The organism is Paraburkholderia sp. BGA-UO-ETr-F12, assembly GCF_059567945.1.
Genome location: NZ_JCAQOZ010000009.1, coordinates 1 through 14008 on the forward strand (window position 1 = coordinate 1; position 14008 = coordinate 14008).

Genomic DNA, 14008 nt, shown 5'->3' on the forward strand with positions numbered 1-14008 from the left:
GCATTCTGCCGCAACCAGCCCTCTCTCAGCTTACTTCTTCAAGGCACGTCAAGTATTCGCTTCGCCGGGCTGGCGCCCGTACTTGACCCGCCAACCCACCCACTGAGAATTGAAAAGAGGCCAAAAACTCAAATCCTCATTCCTCCGCATCATGCTCAATCACAAACCGCCTCAAATAAGCCAGCACAGCGGCTTCCACCCCCCGATGATCGGCCGTGCTCTTTGACCCGGCATTCTCCTCGTCGCCAAACAACGCCGGCGGCGCATCGTGCACATCCACTTCCTGCCCTTCACGAAACACGCGAATCTCGTGAACGTCTTCAGCATATTCGGCAACCCAATGCACACCCTCGATATGCGCGCCCGCGCGAACGGTAGGTATCTTCATGGACGTCTCCCGTCGGGCCGGACCACGGCGCCAACCCTTGCCATCACGATACGCCGTCCAGACGCCATGCGCGAGCGTCACAAGGCAACTTCCCCAACTTTCGCTGCACCGCAACGAGCCTCCCCATGCCTAACCATGCGGCCGTCGACGCCCATACCGATGCCCGCCGCATCACATAAAAAAGTGCCAAATCTTCAGTAAATACCTCCTCGAACCACATCGGCCCTTGCGGCACACAACCCCGGCACACGCGTTGCTCAGTCCACAGAGTCAACAGCTAACCGGAGAACTGTCATGCCCGAGCAGAAAACCATCAAGCGTGCCCAAGCCGATAAGCGTGCCGGCAAGGCATCAAGTACCCAGGCCGGCGAATTCATCAAGGAGCAGGTCGACAGGGTGCGCGCCGGCAAGCACGGTGTGAGATCGGCCAGGCAGGCCATAGCAATCGGTCTGTCAGAAGCGCGCCGTGCAGGCGTTGCGGTGAAGTCGCCGAAGAAGGGCACGGCCAGCGAGGCAACCCGCAAGAAAGCAGCGAAAGATAACGCGGCGGGTCAGCACAAAAGCACGGCGAAAAAGAGCGCGAACGGCGAATCGGCAGCGAAACGCTCACGTGCCGCAACCAACGCATTGAAGCGTGAAAGCACCGCCGGTGTATCGCGCACGGCTTTGTCGAAGCAAACGAAGTCGGCCGCAGCCAAACGTCCAGCGGCGAGCCGTTCCGCAGCAGCGAAGAAAGCCGCCGCGACGAAGGGTGCCGCGGGCCGCTCGGCCGCAGCGAAGAAAGCTGCGCACACCAGGGCTACCCGCGCGCATCATTGAAGTAAGGGAGTACTTGACCAGACGTGCGGCGCATGATGGAAACCGGCCGCACTGTGTCGATGCCTCGCACCCGAGAGAGGATCGATGTCGGCCCACGCAAGGTGGGCAGCGAAGCGGCGCGCGCACCCCACGCGCGCCGCCCCTTTCCACGAGCCCTGCTTACTGCACGGTCGCCAGCACGTCGCCCACGGTCTTGAAGATGTGCGCGATCTGCTCTTCGTCGATGATGAGCGGCGGCGAGAACGCGAGGATGTCGCCGGTAAAGCGCACCAGCACGCCCGCCTCGAAGCACTTCACGAACGCTTCGTAAGCTCGCGCACCCGGCGCGCCGTCGCGCGGCTCGAGTTCGACGCCCGCGATCATGCCGAGGTTGCGCACGTCCTTCACATGCTTGGCGCCCCGCAGCGAGTGAGCCGCGGCTTCGAACTTCGGCGCCATCGTCGCAGCGCGCTCGAACAGGCCTTCGCGGCGATACAGGTCGAGCGTCGCAACCGCAGCGGCGGTCGCGGCCGGATGGGCCGAATACGTGTAGCCGTGGAACAGTTCGATGGCGCCCTGTGCGCCGCTGTTGACGATCGAGTCATGAATCGTGCGGCTCGCGGCCACTGCGCCCATCGGGATCGAGGCGTTGTTGATCGCCTTGGCCATCGTGATCAGGTCCGGCGTCACGCCGAAGTACTCGCTCGCCGTTGCCTTGCCGACGCGGCCAAAAGCGGTAATCACTTCGTCGAAAATCAGCAGGATGCCGTGCTTCGTGCAAATTTCGCGCAACTTCTGCAGATAGCCTTGCGGCGGAATCAGCACACCCGTCGAGCCGGCCACCGGTTCGACGATCACGGCGGCAATCGTCGACGCATCGTGCAGCGTGACAATGCGCTCGAGTTCGTCGGCGAGATGGGCGCCCCAGGCGGGCTGGCCTTTCGAAAACGCGTTGTGTTCAAGGTTGTGCGTGTGCGGCAGGTGATCGACCGCCGGCAGCAACGCGCCGGAGAAGGTCTTGCGGTTCGGCGCGATACCGCCGACCGAAATGCCGCCGAAGCCCACGCCGTGATAGCCGCGCTCGCGCCCGATCAGACGGGTGCGCTGACCTTCGCCGCGCGAACGGTGGTACGCCAGGGCGATTTTCAGGGCGGTGTCGACCGATTCGGAGCCGGAGTTCGTGAAGAAGATCCGGTCGAGGCCGTCCGGCATCAGTTCGGCGACTTTGGTGGCCGCTTCGAACGCCAACGGGTGGCCCATCTGAAAGGTCGGCGCGAAATCGAGCGTCGACAATTGTTCGGTAATCGCCGCCACGATTTCGTCGCGGCCGTGGCCGGCGTTCACGCACCAGAGACCGGCGCAGCCGTCGAGCACTTCACGCCCGTCCGTGGTGCGGTAATACATGCCTTTGGCCGATTCCAGCAGGCGCGGCGCGGCCTTGAACTGGCGGTTGGCGGTAAACGGCATCCAGAAAGACGACAGATCGTCGATGACGGGGCGCGAAGTCATGGTGTTCTCCTCGAAGTGGTCCCCCAAGGGACTTCCGTTGGGGCATAGCCAAAACTGTAGCGTTCGCGGTTTAATGGCGGCATAAACAGTTGACGCGGTGTGGCGCTAACTGTGTTGGTGGAAACGCGATAACTGTGCCGACTCCTCACTTCTGACCATGATCGAATTACAACTGGAGCGCGACCGGCGCGCCGCGCCTACGCTCGTCGAGCAGGTGGTGCAGGGCTTCGCGAGCGCGATCGAAGCGCAGTCGCTGCGCGCGGGCGCGCTGTTGCCGTCGGTGCGGCAGTTGGCGCAAAGCCACGAACTGAGCACCTTCACGGTCACGGAGGCCTACAACCGTCTTGTTTCGATGGGCCTTGTAGTGGCGCGGCGCGGCTCCGGTTATCGGGTCGCGGCGCGCGCGCAGTCGGCACGGGCCGCTCCGACCGACTGGCAACCGCCGAGCCTGACCGCGACCTGGCTGCTGTCCGACGTGTTCGCCGACCATTCGGTGCCGATCAAGGCGGGCGGCGGCTGGCTGCCGAACGAGTGGATCAACGAAACGGGTTTGCAGCATGCGCTGCGGGCCATGAGCCGGGTGCCGGCGGCACGGCTCGGCGACTACGGGCATCCGTACGGTTTCGCGCCGCTGCGCGAGCGGATCGCCGAGCAGCTCGACCGGCGCGGTTTGCCGGTCGACGTCTCCAACGTGCTGCTCACGCAGGGCGCGACGCAAGGGCTCGATCTGATCGTGCGCACCTTGCTGCGTGCGGGCGACGCCGTGATCGTCGAAGATCCGGGCTATTGCAATCTGCTGCAGATTCTCAAGCTCGCGGGGCTGGTCGTGCATGGCGTGCCGCGCACGCCGGCGGGCGTCGATACCGACGTGCTCGAGGCGCTGGTCGCGCAACACAAGCCGAAGGCGATTTTCGTCAACACCACGCTGCAGAATCCGACCGGCGTGACGTTCGGCATGTCGGCGGCGTTCCGTCTGTTGCAGATCGCCGAGCGTCAGCGCATGTGGGTGATCGAAGACGATGTCAGCCGCGAGCTGGCGCCGTCCGGCGCGCCTCTGTTTGCCGCGATGGAAGGCTTGCAGCGCGTGCTCTACGTAGGCGGTTTTTCGAAGACGGTGACGCCGGGACTGCGCTGCGGCTATGTGGTCGCCGAGCGGGCGGTGCTGCGCGAACTGGCGCGCACGAAGATGGCGGTGGGGTTGACCTCGTCGGAAGCGATCGAGCGGATCGTCGATAAGGTATTGCTCGAAGGGCGCTATGCGCGCCACGTCGAAGCCGTGAACGAGCGGCTCAAGCTCGCGCACGCAACCGTCGAAGAGCGGCTCGATTCGCTCGGTCTCGAACTGTTTCACCGGCCGCGAGCCGGCCTGTTTCTATGGGCGCGGCTGCCGATCGAGGCGGAACGCGCGGGCGAAGTGGCGACCGCCGCGCTCACGCATGGCATCTGGCTCGCGCCCGGCTCCTACTTCCGTCCCGACGATGCGCCGAGCGCCTGGTTCCGTTTCAACGCGCCGTATTCGACCGACGACGCGCTGTGGCGCTTCATCGAACGAATCGGGCGCGGCGAGATCTAGCCAGCCGCGCTCGTGCTTGCGCACGTACTCAGGCGGACAGGCCGAGCACCTTCAGCGCGATCGGATACAGCGAGAGCACCAGCAGCAGCGCCATCGCCACGTTGAAAATGCGCAAGCGCTTCGGGTCCGACAGCACGCGCCGCATCGCGGTGCCGAACCCGGCCCACAGGCAGATGCACGGAAAACCGATCACGTAAAAGATCGCGGCCATCGCGATCGCGTTCATGCTGGCGCTCTGGCTCAGATGGATCGTGGTGGCGGCCGTCAGCACCATCATCCACGCTTTCGGATTGACCCACTGGAACGCGATAGCTTCATAAAACTTCATGGGCCGGTGATCGCCTTTCTTGACCTTCAGTTCACCCGACGTGCCGATTTTCCACGCGAGATACAGCAGATACGCGACGCTTGCGACTTCGAGCACCGTGTACAACACCGGGAAGTGCACGAAGGCTTCGCCCAGACCAATGCCTACCGACAGCATCAACAGAACAACCCCAGCACTGATGCCGGAGAGATGCGGCAGCGTGCGGCGAAAGCCGAAGTTGACGCCCGAGGCGAGCAGCATCGTATTGTTCGGACCGGGCGTGATCGTGGTGACGAGCGCGAACAGGATGCCGGCGGGCAGCGCGCTGAGACTGAGGTAGGACATCATGGGTGGCTCGGGGGCGATCAGTAAAACGTATGGAGCATTCTAGCGAAGCATTCCGGTACAGTACCTGTACGGTTTGTGGGATGGTGTCCGGTACAGGAGAGCGATGCTGGAAGCGGCCCGGGTAGCGGCACTAAACTGAACGCGTGGCCTGGACGGGAGAACGTCATGCGTCTCGTTGACTGGAACATCCAATGGGGGCGCGGTGTGGATGGCCGCGTCGACCTCGCCCGCATCGTGCGCGAAGCAGGAGCGCTGTGCGATTTCGACATTCTTTGCCTTCAGGAAGTCACGCGCGGTTTTCACGAGGGTCCCGCCGCGGGCGGACTGGCGGGCGGCCCCTGCGCCGATCAATTCGCCGAGCTGGCCGCGTTGCTGCCCCACGCACAGGTGTTCGACGTAATCGGCTCCGATCTTCCGCCACTCGGGAATGGGCGGCAGCGGCGCCAATTCGGCAATGCAATCGTGACCCATCTTCCTGTCAGACAGGTGCTGCGTCATTCATTGCCGTGGCCGGCGGACCCGGCGAAGCCGTCAATGCTGCGCGCCGCGCTCGAAGCGGTAATCGACACGGACGTCGGGCCGTTGCGCGTGATCTGCACGCATCTCGAGTTTTACTCGGAAGCACAAAGGCTGGCACAAGTGGCAAAGCTGCACGAAGTGCACAGGGAGGCATGCGACCATGCCCGCCGTCCTGCGCAGGCGGAAAAGCCGGACAGTCCGTTCGCCGACACGGCTCGCCCAATGAGCGCGATCGTATGCGGGGACTTCAACAGCGCGTTCGGAGATTCCGCCTACCGCAGAATGCTTGAACCGATCCCGGACGCGCCGGCATTCGTCGACGCTTGGGCCTGCGCACATCCAAACGCGCCGCGCGCCGCGACGGTCGGCCTATACGATCATGAACAATGGTCTGACGGACCGTTCGCATGCGACTTTGTTTTCGTCACCGAAGATTTGAAGCCTCGCATCGCGGCTTGCGGCGTGGATTCGCATAGCCGTTCGTCCGATCATCAGCCGCTGTGGCTCGAGTTGCGCTGAACCTCCGGGTTTCAAGGCATGCCGCCGAGCGAAGGCGAGATCGTACTGCCGCGGCCCGGATCGTCCGGATGTTCGTCCGGCACCGTAGGGCGCGCCGAAAGCGGTGGATGGTTGCGGTAGCAGGTGTCGATCGAATCGTTCACTACGCATTGGGCGAATGCATCCGCTTCGCTTTTTTGCGCGAACGAATAGAGCGTTCTTTCGACCTGCACCTCGGTATCCGATATGCGAATGGTCGTGACCGTCATGAGTTTCTCCTTTTTACAAAGTGACGCCGGTGCTTGCGCCTTTAATGCCGCAATGCGTGTGCCCAAACCACGTGTGCACTCCGCGCCTCCGGCGCTGCCGCGCACGGTCCGAATGTTGCTGCACAGGGTGCTCCAGGAAAGACACCGTCGATGAAAGGAGCGCCCCACATGAACCCCGATTCGCAATCTGGCAAGCACCCTGATGCCCACTCCGAAACCCCGCGCGAGCATGGGCGCGCGGCCGACGTTTCGCCTGAAGTCGAAGAGCGCAACAAGCCAAGCGGCACGCATTACGTGGAGCCGAGCCCACTCGGCATCGAGCCCGTAGTGCAGACCGGCGTCGACCAGCAAACGAATCCGCCACGCTCGACCGAGCATCCCGCGCAGACAGCGGAAGTGCCGCTCGGAACAGGCGAGCACGCCGAGCCTCCGGGAGGTGGCGGCCTCCCGTCGCACAAAAAATGAAGCCGCGCGGAACCGGATGGACGACGTATGCAACAGGAGTAACAGGAGCAACAGGAGCAACAGGACAACGAACCGTTCGATTCGCGCGAAGCCGCGGGGAGCGAATGCTCAGCCTGTTTTGATAGGCTGTTTCGGCGCGCCGGTCGGCTCCAGGCCGAAGCGCTCGTATTGCGCGATGATCTGCGCGCCAAACAGCAGCAAGGTGGCGAGCCATTCGAGGCTGAATAGAATGACGATCGCCATGGTGAGCGACCCATACACCACGCTGACTTGCGAGAGCGTCGCGAAATACCAGACCAGCACGTGCCGCGTGATTTCCCATAACGCAGCCGCGACAATGCCGCCGAACAGTGCGTGCTTGAGCGTCGGCCGTCCCACGGGCATGACCATATAGATCGACGTCAGCACGAAAATCTCACCGGCAAGACCCAGCAGGTACAGCAATACGCGCGAGAGTCCGTGCAGCGACACGCGCGTGCCGAATACATCGATGCCCTCCGCGCCCACGGCGTCGAGTCCGCTCGATACGAGGGTGACGATCAGCGCGCCGACGCCGAGAAAAAGGATGTAGCAATAGGGCATCACGGCGGAGAGTAAAAAGTGCCGCCGCCGTATCGCGACGCGATGCACGAAGATCAGCGACATCGCGTTTTCCAGCACGGTAAACGCGAGCGAACTGAAAAACAGCATCGTAATGAACAGAACCCAGCCGATCACTGCGCGATGGGCAAGGAAATTGGTCAGTTCGCGCACCAGCGCTTCCGATTGCCCCGGCACCAGCCATTGCAGCAGATGCCCCAGCGCGGACAGCAGAATATGTTGTGGCACGATGCGCGATAGCGCGATAACGATGAGAATCATCAGCGGCACGATGGAAAGGAGCGCGTAGTAGGCGACTGCCCCCGCGAGCAGCAAACCCTGGTTGGCGCGGAACGCCTTGAGCGTTTCGAGCATGAAGCGCCCAGGATGCCTCGCGACATACAACGCGTGTTCGTCGATGATGGAATGCATGCGTCCTCGCCACGCGCGTGTTCGGCGCCGCCCGGTGACGGCGCTTGCCGGTGCGCTCGAGAAAGCATTCAAGCAAGAAATTCGCCACGACGGCGGTTAGTGCCAGGAATACGACTTGCTTCAGGAGTGAAATGGATCCGGAACCGACATTGGGCTTACCAGAAAACACCGATCGCGCGGACCTCGTGGTCGCGCGGCGAGAAGGCCTGTATTGCCCGGTGGGCGATTTCTATATCGACCCGTGGCAGCCGGTTGCGCGTGCGGTCATCACGCATGCGCATTCGGATCACGCCCGTTTCGGACATCGTCACTATCTGGCTGCACAAAGGGGCGCGAGCGTGCTGCTGTCGCGCTTGCCCGATATTTCGCTGCAGACTCTCGCATACGGTGAAAGGCTGGACATAAACGGCGTGACGGTTTCGCTGCATCCGGCCGGGCACGTATTGGGTTCCGCGCAGGTGCGCATCGAACACCGCGGACAAGTATGGGTGGCGTCCGGCGATTACAAGCTCGACCCCGATCCGACCTGCGACGCATTCGAGCCCGTACGTTGCGACACCTTCATTACGGAATCCACGTTCGGTCTGCCTATATACCGGTGGGACGCGCCGCAAAGCGTGTTCGACGGCGTGGCTTCATGGTGGCGTCACAATGCCGCCGAAGGACGAGCGTCCGTGCTGTTCTGCTACTCGTTCGGCAAGGCGCAGCGCGTGCTGGCGAGCGTCGACGCGGGCATCGGTCCGATCTTCTGTCACGGCGCGGTCGAACCGCTGAATCGTGCATACCGCGACGCGGGCGTTCGTCTGCCGCCGACGAGGCTCGTCAGTGAAGTCGCGCAGAAAGACAAGGCGGCCTTCAGGCAGGCGCTGATCGTCGCGCCGCCCTCAGCGCAGGGCAGCGCGTGGCTGCGGCGTTTCGGCGACTATAGCGACGCGTTCGCGTCGGGCTGGATGCGTTTGCGCGGCGCGCGCCGCCGACGCGGCGTCGACCGTGGCTTCATCCTCTCGGATCACGCGGACTGGCCCGCGCTGCAAACCGCGATTCACGAAACCGGCGCGCGGCGCGTGATCGTCACGCATGGTTCAGTCGAACCGATGGTCCGCTGGCTTCGCGAGCAAGGGCTCGAAGCAGGCGCATTCGCGACGCAATACGGCGACGATACGGTGGAAGCCGATGCCTTGGGCGCTGACGAGGCAGCGCCTCCAACACGCGCTGAAAGCGTTGAAAATGCGGAGCACGGCGAAGCACAGCCGCACGAAGCCAGCGATACGGCGAGCCGTTCATGAAGCGTTTCGCCGCTCTCTACACCGCGCTCGATGCAACCACGTCCACGCGTGACAAGCTCGAGGCGCTCACGACTTATTTCGCCGTGGCCGCGCCGGAAGACGCTGCGTGGGCGTCGTACTTTCTGGCAGGCGGCAAACCGCGTCAATCGGTGCCGACGCGCCTGCTGACCGAATTCGCATGTGAACGTGCGGGCTTGCCCGCATGGTTATTCGAGGAGTCCTACCAGGCAGTGGGCGATCTTGCCGAAACGATCGCGCATATCCTGCCGCCCGCGCAACGCAGCTCCGAACTCGGGCTCACACAATGGATCGAGCAACGCGTGCTGCTTTTGCGCGGTCTCGCGCCGGAAGAATTGCGCGCGCGTCTTTTCGGCTACTGGGACGAACTCGACTGGAGCGGCCGCTTTTTGCTGACCAAGCTGATAGGCGGCGGCTTTCGCGTCGGCGTTGCACGGCAACTGGTGGTCAGAGCGCTTGCGGAAGTCGCGGGCGTGGATCACAAACGGATTGCACAGCGCATGGTCGGATGGACCGACTCGCAGCAGAAGCCCGACGCGGCGCGCTATCTGCGTCTGATTGCGCCGGAGGCGCCGGCCGAGGATACGCAGCAAGCGGTCGCGCGGCACGACAGCGATCTCGGCTTGCCGTATCCGTTCTTTCTCGCGCATCCGTTGCAGGCCGATCCGGAGACGCTTGGCGATCCGTCGCAATGGCTGATCGAATGGAAGTGGGACGGCATTCGTGCGCAGCTCGTCAAGCGCGGCGGAAGGGTGTGGTTATGGTCGCGTGGCGAGGACCTGATCACAGAGCGCTTTCCCGAGGTGGCCGCGTTGGGTGAGGCGTTGCCCGATGGCTTCGTCATCGACGGGGAAATTCTTGCGTGGGAGCCGGGCGCCGTTGCGCCGTTACCGTTCGCGCGTCTCCAACCTCGAATTGCGCGCAAGACGTTGACGAAAAAAATACTCGCGGATTCGCCCGCCGCGTTGCTCGCTTACGACCTGCTCGAAGCCGCCGGCGAAGATCTGCGCATGACGCCGCTTGCCGGGCGGCGCGCGCAACTCGATGCGCTGGCGGCATCGCTCGACAGCACGCTCGCGCATGACCTCTTGCGCGTTTCGCCGCTCGTATCCGGTGCGGATTGGCGGGAGTTGGGCGCGTTGCGCGAAGAAAGCCGTGCGCGCGGTGTCGAAGGATTGATGCTCAAGGAGCGCGAGTCGATGTACGGCGTGGGCCGCACCAAAGCGTCGGGTACGTGGTGGAAATGGAAGATCGAGCCCTATGCGGTGGACGCCGTGCTGGTCTACGCGCAACGCGGCCACGGTCGCCGTGCCAGCCTGTACACCGACTTTACCTTCGCGGTTTGGGATGAAGCGGACGGCGTGCGCACGCTTGTACCTTTTGCCAAGGCCTATTCGGGCCTGACGGACGAAGAAATGCGCCAGGTCGATGCGATCGTGCGCAAGACGACGATCGAGAAGTTCGGACCGGTGCGCAGCGTGCGGCCGACGCTGGTATTCGAAATCGGCTTCGAGGGCATCCAGGCCAGTGCGCGGCATAAGTCCGGCGTCGCGGTGCGATTCCCGCGCATGCTGCGCTGGCGCGTCGACAAGCCTATCGACGAAGCGGACACGCTTGCGATGCTGAAGGGTTTTATCGACGATGCGGCGCGCCCCACAGGATCGTAGGTAGCGCGCGAGTGGTGGCTTGCTGGTTGACGCCCGCAAAATCGGGTTTCACGATCCACCGGCCGTGATGAACGGTCGAGAGCGATATCCCTGTCACGCCGGCTGAACCGGACCGGCCAGCCAGGCGCCGCAACGCGATTCATCAGCGCACAGCGCGCCTAATGTCGCAAGCGCTTTATCGAACCGTGCCGACCACGGATAGCCATAGTTCAGACGCACATGGTGTCGAAAGCCGCCGTCCGCCGAGAAGATAGGTCCGGGCGCGATGCTGATCCCGCTATCGAGCGCAGTTCGGAAGAGCTGTATCGCGTCTACGCGATCCGGCAGCGCCACCCACGTGAAATAGCCGCCGCCAGACCTCGTTGCCATCGTATCGGCCGGGAAGTACCGGCCGATCGCGTCGAGCATCTGCGATTGCTGAAGGGCCAGCTCGCGACGGAGTTTGTGCAGGAAACGTTCGTATCCGCCATGCTCCAGATAGTCGGCGATGGCGCGCTGCGCCGGCATGCTGGCCGATAGGGTGGTCATCCATTTCGCACGTTCCAGCCCAGCCGCGAATCTTCCGGCTGCCGCCCAGCCGATCCGGTACCCGGGCGCAAGGCACTTCGAGAACGAACCACAATGTATGACAAGACCTTTCCGATCGAAGAATTTAGCCGGACGCACCGGCTGCGGGCCAAAATGCAGCTCGTTGTAGACGTCATCCTCGATGAGCGGCACCTCGTGTCTGGCGAGTAGGTCGACCAGTGCCCGCTTCCTGGAATCGTCCAGGGTCACCCCGGTCGGATTGTGGAATGAGGTCATGAGCCAGCAGGCGCGAACCGGATGGTGCTGCAGCGCTTGCGCGAGGGCATCCAGATCATGCCCCTCCACCGGGTCGACCGGAATCTCCACGACGTTTAACTTCAGACGCTCGATAGCCTGCAGCGCTGCGTAGAAGGTCGGCTTTTCGATCACGATCACATCGCCGGGAGCTGCGAGCAACTGGGCGCTTAGCGTCAGCGCGTCGAGTGCGCCGCTCGTAATGATGATCTCGTCGACGGGCACCGTCATCCCGGCCATCAGGTATCGCAACGAAATCTGCTGGCGCAATCCTTCGTGCCCCGGCGGCAGTCCGTCAACCATGCAGGCGGGGTGCATCGAACGATTGACCGTCGCGCATGACTTTCCGACGCGCGCCATCGGAAACAGCGCAGGACTCAGAAACGCCGACCCAAGTGGGACGGTGTCGGCCTGCCTGATCGTCTTGAGAACCTCAAAGACCAGGTGGCTGACATTGACGGTCTTCGAGTTGGCACCCGGCGGGGTCGTGGGACTCGCTTTCGGTTTTTCCATGGAACCGGGAGACACGAAATAGCCTGAACGCGGGCGCGCCCTGATCAAACCCTGGCTCTCGAGCAGATAGTAGGCGCGAAATACCGTCGCGGGGCTCACGTCCCACGCCTTGCAGGCTGCGCGAACCGAGGGAATACGCGCGCCGGGTGGCAGATCACCGCGCTTGATGAGTTCGCTGAGTTGGTCGGCTAACCGCTCGTACCGTTTCAACGTGTACTCCTCGCAGAACGCACCATAGCCGGCGTCGGATCGAATCCACCAGCGCCCCTCTTTAGAAGATAGCCACTTTCCATCTGATACGGCATTTCTTTTGCCATCTGCTTCTATTGCGGATGCACACACGCTGGCAAAGTGCGGGCCAGATCGGTTCCACATCTTTCGATGTTTTGCCAACGCATAGCGGTCCGACCGCTAACGATTCTCAAGCCGACTTCTTTTAGCGATCAATCAATGGCATTTGGGTTTGCGGTATCAAGGATCAGGCGCAGCGCCCTCATCGCGCTTCGTTGTGCCTCAGAACAAGGGTTGGCAGTCGTCCTGGTCATCTGCACGTGTACCTCGCTTGCACTGGCAGGGCCGGCCGACACCAGTTCCAGTCGCATTCTCACGCCTGAACGCAACGTCTGGGAACAATTGACGGACTGGCTTGCAGGCCCACCGGCGCCGCCGATTCGGTTCGGCTCGGACTGCGCGCCGATTGCGCAGTTGCCCGTTGTTCCGGCGGCCCTCGCCGGACCGGATGCGGGCCCGATGTCTGTACCGACGAATAGCTGCGATTCGCTGGAAGACGTACATGACGTTGCCGTTGAAACGGCGGCTGCAAGTGCCAGTTCGGGGCCGAACGTTGTGTCGCTGCTGAGGGCACTGCAGTGGCGAATCGGCGACCGGGACGCGGCAGAACAAGACGGCCTTCCGGTCTCTGACCCAGCGGCCGGTACCACGTCGCGGGCCGAATGGACGCAGCAGACGCCGGAACCACCCGCACCGTCGGTCCCTGACTGCTCATTGGGCACCGGTTGCGAAACGCGGCCGAACCCGGATTCGATCGACGCCGACACACTCGCGCCGGCGAGTCCTCCTGCGACCACTGTTACTCAGTCCGCGCCGGCATGGAACCTGGTGGGTTTTGTATTGTGGCCGGTCCTGGTGGCGGTCCTGGTCGTTGTTGCCGGCTGGGCTCTCAAAAGGTGGTTCCGCTACGACAAGTCGCTCCTGCGTGCGGCGCGTGCAGGGCTGCGTCGGGGCGAATTCCATCTTGAGTACCAACCCGTCGTTGGCGTGAGGCGAGCCCAATGTGTCGGTGTCGAAGCGCTATTGCGCTGGGACAACGAGAAGTACGGCGCTCTGGGTCCGGCTCACTTTATGGCGTTCATCGAGAACAGTAGTTTGATCGGACCGATGACGCGCTTCGTTCTGACGCGTGCTGCTGAGGAGTTGCGCGAAATCGGCGCTCCGAAATCGCTCTATCTGGGCATTACCGCGCCAGCTTCTTACCTGGTAAGTTCGGCCTTTACCGCGCACCTCGGCGAAGTCGGCTCCCTCGGTCTGCCGCCGCTCATTCTGAAGATCGAGGCGGCCAGCGCGTGGAAGTTTAAAAAACGTCTCGTTCCCATGATGTCGCAAGCGCGTGATCGAGGTGTGCGCTTTGCCCTGTCGGCCGTGCGTCCCACTGACGTCGCACCTGAACTGCCGGCGGAGATGACCTTTGAGATGGTGAAGGTCGACAGGAACGTGCTCGGAATGAATCCCGACGAGCGAGCCAGACAGATCGATGCGTTGACGCGCATGGGCCATGAGATGGGCGCCGTGGTCGTGGTCGAAGGCATCGAGAACTCGGCGCACCACAACGTCGCGCGGGCGAGCCGTGCCGAGTTTGGTCAAGGGTTCTTCTATAGCCGCGCGCTCGGCGCGAGCCGGCTGAAGGTATTTCTCGAGAACGCCAATGCCCCGTCCTCAAAGCCGGGGGGAGCCGCAACCGTGCTCGGCTGGCGGGTTCGATATTTCTGAATGAAGCGTT

Annotated in this window: 13 protein-coding genes; 7 read left to right on the forward strand and 6 right to left on the reverse strand. The window is 63.1% G+C overall.

Annotated elements, in window-relative coordinates:
* Nucleotides 1–136 precede the first annotated feature (136 nt).
* On the reverse strand, nucleotides 137–388 hold the full coding sequence (locus AC57B6_RS02515; RefSeq protein ID WP_028198416.1) for a hypothetical protein: 252 nt from the start codon (nucleotides 386–388) through the stop codon (nucleotides 137–139).
* Nucleotides 389–682: 294 nt separating this feature from the next.
* Between AC57B6_RS02515 and AC57B6_RS02520 the strand changes: the two genes are divergently transcribed.
* Nucleotides 683–1207 carry a DUF6496 domain-containing protein gene (locus tag AC57B6_RS02520; protein ID WP_106357678.1) on the forward strand — a complete coding sequence of 175 codons (525 nt, stop codon included), beginning with the start codon at nucleotides 683–685 and terminating at the stop codon, nucleotides 1205–1207.
* A gap of 159 nt (nucleotides 1208–1366) precedes the next feature.
* Here the strand turns inward: AC57B6_RS02520 and aptA are convergent, their stop codons facing one another.
* Entirely contained in the window at nucleotides 1367–2695 is a 1329-nt protein-coding gene (gene aptA, locus AC57B6_RS02525; protein ID WP_106357676.1) for an omega-aminotransferase AptA, read from the reverse strand.
* 157 nt (nucleotides 2696–2852) lie between these two features.
* Between aptA and AC57B6_RS02530 the strand changes: the two genes are divergently transcribed.
* The gene (locus tag AC57B6_RS02530; RefSeq protein ID WP_046572600.1) at nucleotides 2853–4268 is read left to right on the forward strand and encodes an aminotransferase-like domain-containing protein; all 1416 of its coding nucleotides are present in this window, start codon (nucleotides 2853–2855) and stop codon (nucleotides 4266–4268) included.
* A 28-nt stretch (nucleotides 4269–4296) separates the two neighbouring features.
* Here AC57B6_RS02530 and AC57B6_RS02535 read toward each other — a convergent pair whose 3' ends face one another.
* Nucleotides 4297–4920 (reverse strand): LysE family translocator, encoded by a 624-nt coding sequence (locus AC57B6_RS02535; protein ID WP_030100061.1) that lies wholly within the window; start codon nucleotides 4918–4920, stop codon nucleotides 4297–4299.
* A gap of 168 nt (nucleotides 4921–5088) precedes the next feature.
* Here AC57B6_RS02535 and AC57B6_RS02540 point away from each other — a divergent pair, with 168 nt between their 5' ends.
* Complete coding sequence (locus AC57B6_RS02540) at nucleotides 5089–5961, forward strand: endonuclease/exonuclease/phosphatase family protein (protein ID WP_183801658.1); 873 nt, start codon at nucleotides 5089–5091, stop codon at nucleotides 5959–5961.
* An 11-nt stretch (nucleotides 5962–5972) separates the two neighbouring features.
* Here AC57B6_RS02540 and AC57B6_RS02545 read toward each other — a convergent pair whose 3' ends face one another.
* Nucleotides 5973–6209: a hypothetical protein gene (locus tag AC57B6_RS02545; protein WP_496420641.1), complete on the reverse strand. Its 237-nt coding sequence runs from the start codon at nucleotides 6207–6209 to the stop codon at nucleotides 5973–5975.
* Between the two features lie 168 nt (nucleotides 6210–6377).
* On the opposite strand from AC57B6_RS02545, the gene AC57B6_RS02550 reads away from it, so the two are divergent.
* Nucleotides 6378–6674, forward strand: a complete 297-nt coding sequence (locus AC57B6_RS02550) for a hypothetical protein (RefSeq protein ID WP_253044970.1) — start codon at nucleotides 6378–6380, stop codon at nucleotides 6672–6674.
* Nucleotides 6675–6782: 108 nt separating this feature from the next.
* Here AC57B6_RS02550 and AC57B6_RS02555 read toward each other — a convergent pair whose 3' ends face one another.
* The gene (locus tag AC57B6_RS02555; protein WP_028198408.1) at nucleotides 6783–7685 is read right to left on the reverse strand and encodes a YihY/virulence factor BrkB family protein; all 903 of its coding nucleotides are present in this window, start codon (nucleotides 7683–7685) and stop codon (nucleotides 6783–6785) included.
* 131 nt (nucleotides 7686–7816) lie between these two features.
* Between AC57B6_RS02555 and AC57B6_RS02560 the strand changes: the two genes are divergently transcribed.
* Together AC57B6_RS02560 and AC57B6_RS02565 are read left to right on the forward strand one after the other, a co-directional pair.
* Nucleotides 7817–8971, forward strand: a complete 1155-nt coding sequence (locus AC57B6_RS02560) for a ligase-associated DNA damage response exonuclease (RefSeq protein WP_281664886.1) — start codon at nucleotides 7817–7819, stop codon at nucleotides 8969–8971.
* On the forward strand, nucleotides 8968–10656 hold the full coding sequence (locus tag AC57B6_RS02565; RefSeq protein ID WP_496420642.1) for an ATP-dependent DNA ligase: 1689 nt from the start codon (nucleotides 8968–8970) through the stop codon (nucleotides 10654–10656). Before AC57B6_RS02560 ends, AC57B6_RS02565 begins: the two co-directional genes overlap by 4 nt.
* Before the next feature lie 93 nt (nucleotides 10657–10749).
* On the opposite strand, the gene AC57B6_RS02570 is transcribed toward AC57B6_RS02565, so the two are convergent.
* Complete coding sequence (locus AC57B6_RS02570) at nucleotides 10750–12201, reverse strand: aminotransferase-like domain-containing protein (protein WP_496420643.1); 1452 nt, start codon at nucleotides 12199–12201, stop codon at nucleotides 10750–10752.
* 171 nt (nucleotides 12202–12372) lie between these two features.
* Here AC57B6_RS02570 and AC57B6_RS02575 point away from each other — a divergent pair, with 171 nt between their 5' ends.
* Entirely contained in the window at nucleotides 12373–13998 is a 1626-nt protein-coding gene (locus tag AC57B6_RS02575; RefSeq protein WP_496420644.1) for an EAL domain-containing protein, read from the forward strand.
* The last annotated feature ends 10 nt before the right edge of the window (nucleotides 13999–14008 follow it).

Bases quoted from the DNA above. Each gene is read 5' to 3' on its own strand.
- AC57B6_RS02515 (WP_028198416.1), bottom strand. From the start codon at position 388: ATGAAGATACCTACCGTTCGCGCGGGCGCGCATATCGAGGGTGTGCAT.
- AC57B6_RS02550 (WP_253044970.1), top strand. From the start codon at position 6,378: ATGAACCCCGATTCGCAATCTGGCAAGCACCCTGATGCCCACTCCGAA.
- AC57B6_RS02535 (WP_030100061.1), bottom strand. From the start codon at position 4,920: ATGTCCTACCTCAGTCTCAGCGCGCTGCCCGCCGGCATCCTGTTCGCG.
- AC57B6_RS02565 (WP_496420642.1), top strand. From the start codon at position 8,968: ATGAAGCGTTTCGCCGCTCTCTACACCGCGCTCGATGCAACCACGTCC.
- AC57B6_RS02575 (WP_496420644.1), top strand. From the start codon at position 12,373: ATGTTTTGCCAACGCATAGCGGTCCGACCGCTAACGATTCTCAAGCCG.
- AC57B6_RS02530 (WP_046572600.1), top strand. From the start codon at position 2,853: ATGATCGAATTACAACTGGAGCGCGACCGGCGCGCCGCGCCTACGCTC.
- AC57B6_RS02555 (WP_028198408.1), bottom strand. From the start codon at position 7,685: ATGCATTCCATCATCGACGAACACGCGTTGTATGTCGCGAGGCATCCT.
- AC57B6_RS02540 (WP_183801658.1), top strand. From the start codon at position 5,089: ATGCGTCTCGTTGACTGGAACATCCAATGGGGGCGCGGTGTGGATGGC.
- aptA (WP_106357676.1), bottom strand. From the start codon at position 2,695: ATGACTTCGCGCCCCGTCATCGACGATCTGTCGTCTTTCTGGATGCCG.
- AC57B6_RS02560 (WP_281664886.1), top strand. From the start codon at position 7,817: ATGGATCCGGAACCGACATTGGGCTTACCAGAAAACACCGATCGCGCG.
- AC57B6_RS02520 (WP_106357678.1), top strand. From the start codon at position 683: ATGCCCGAGCAGAAAACCATCAAGCGTGCCCAAGCCGATAAGCGTGCC.
- AC57B6_RS02545 (WP_496420641.1), bottom strand. From the start codon at position 6,209: ATGACGGTCACGACCATTCGCATATCGGATACCGAGGTGCAGGTCGAA.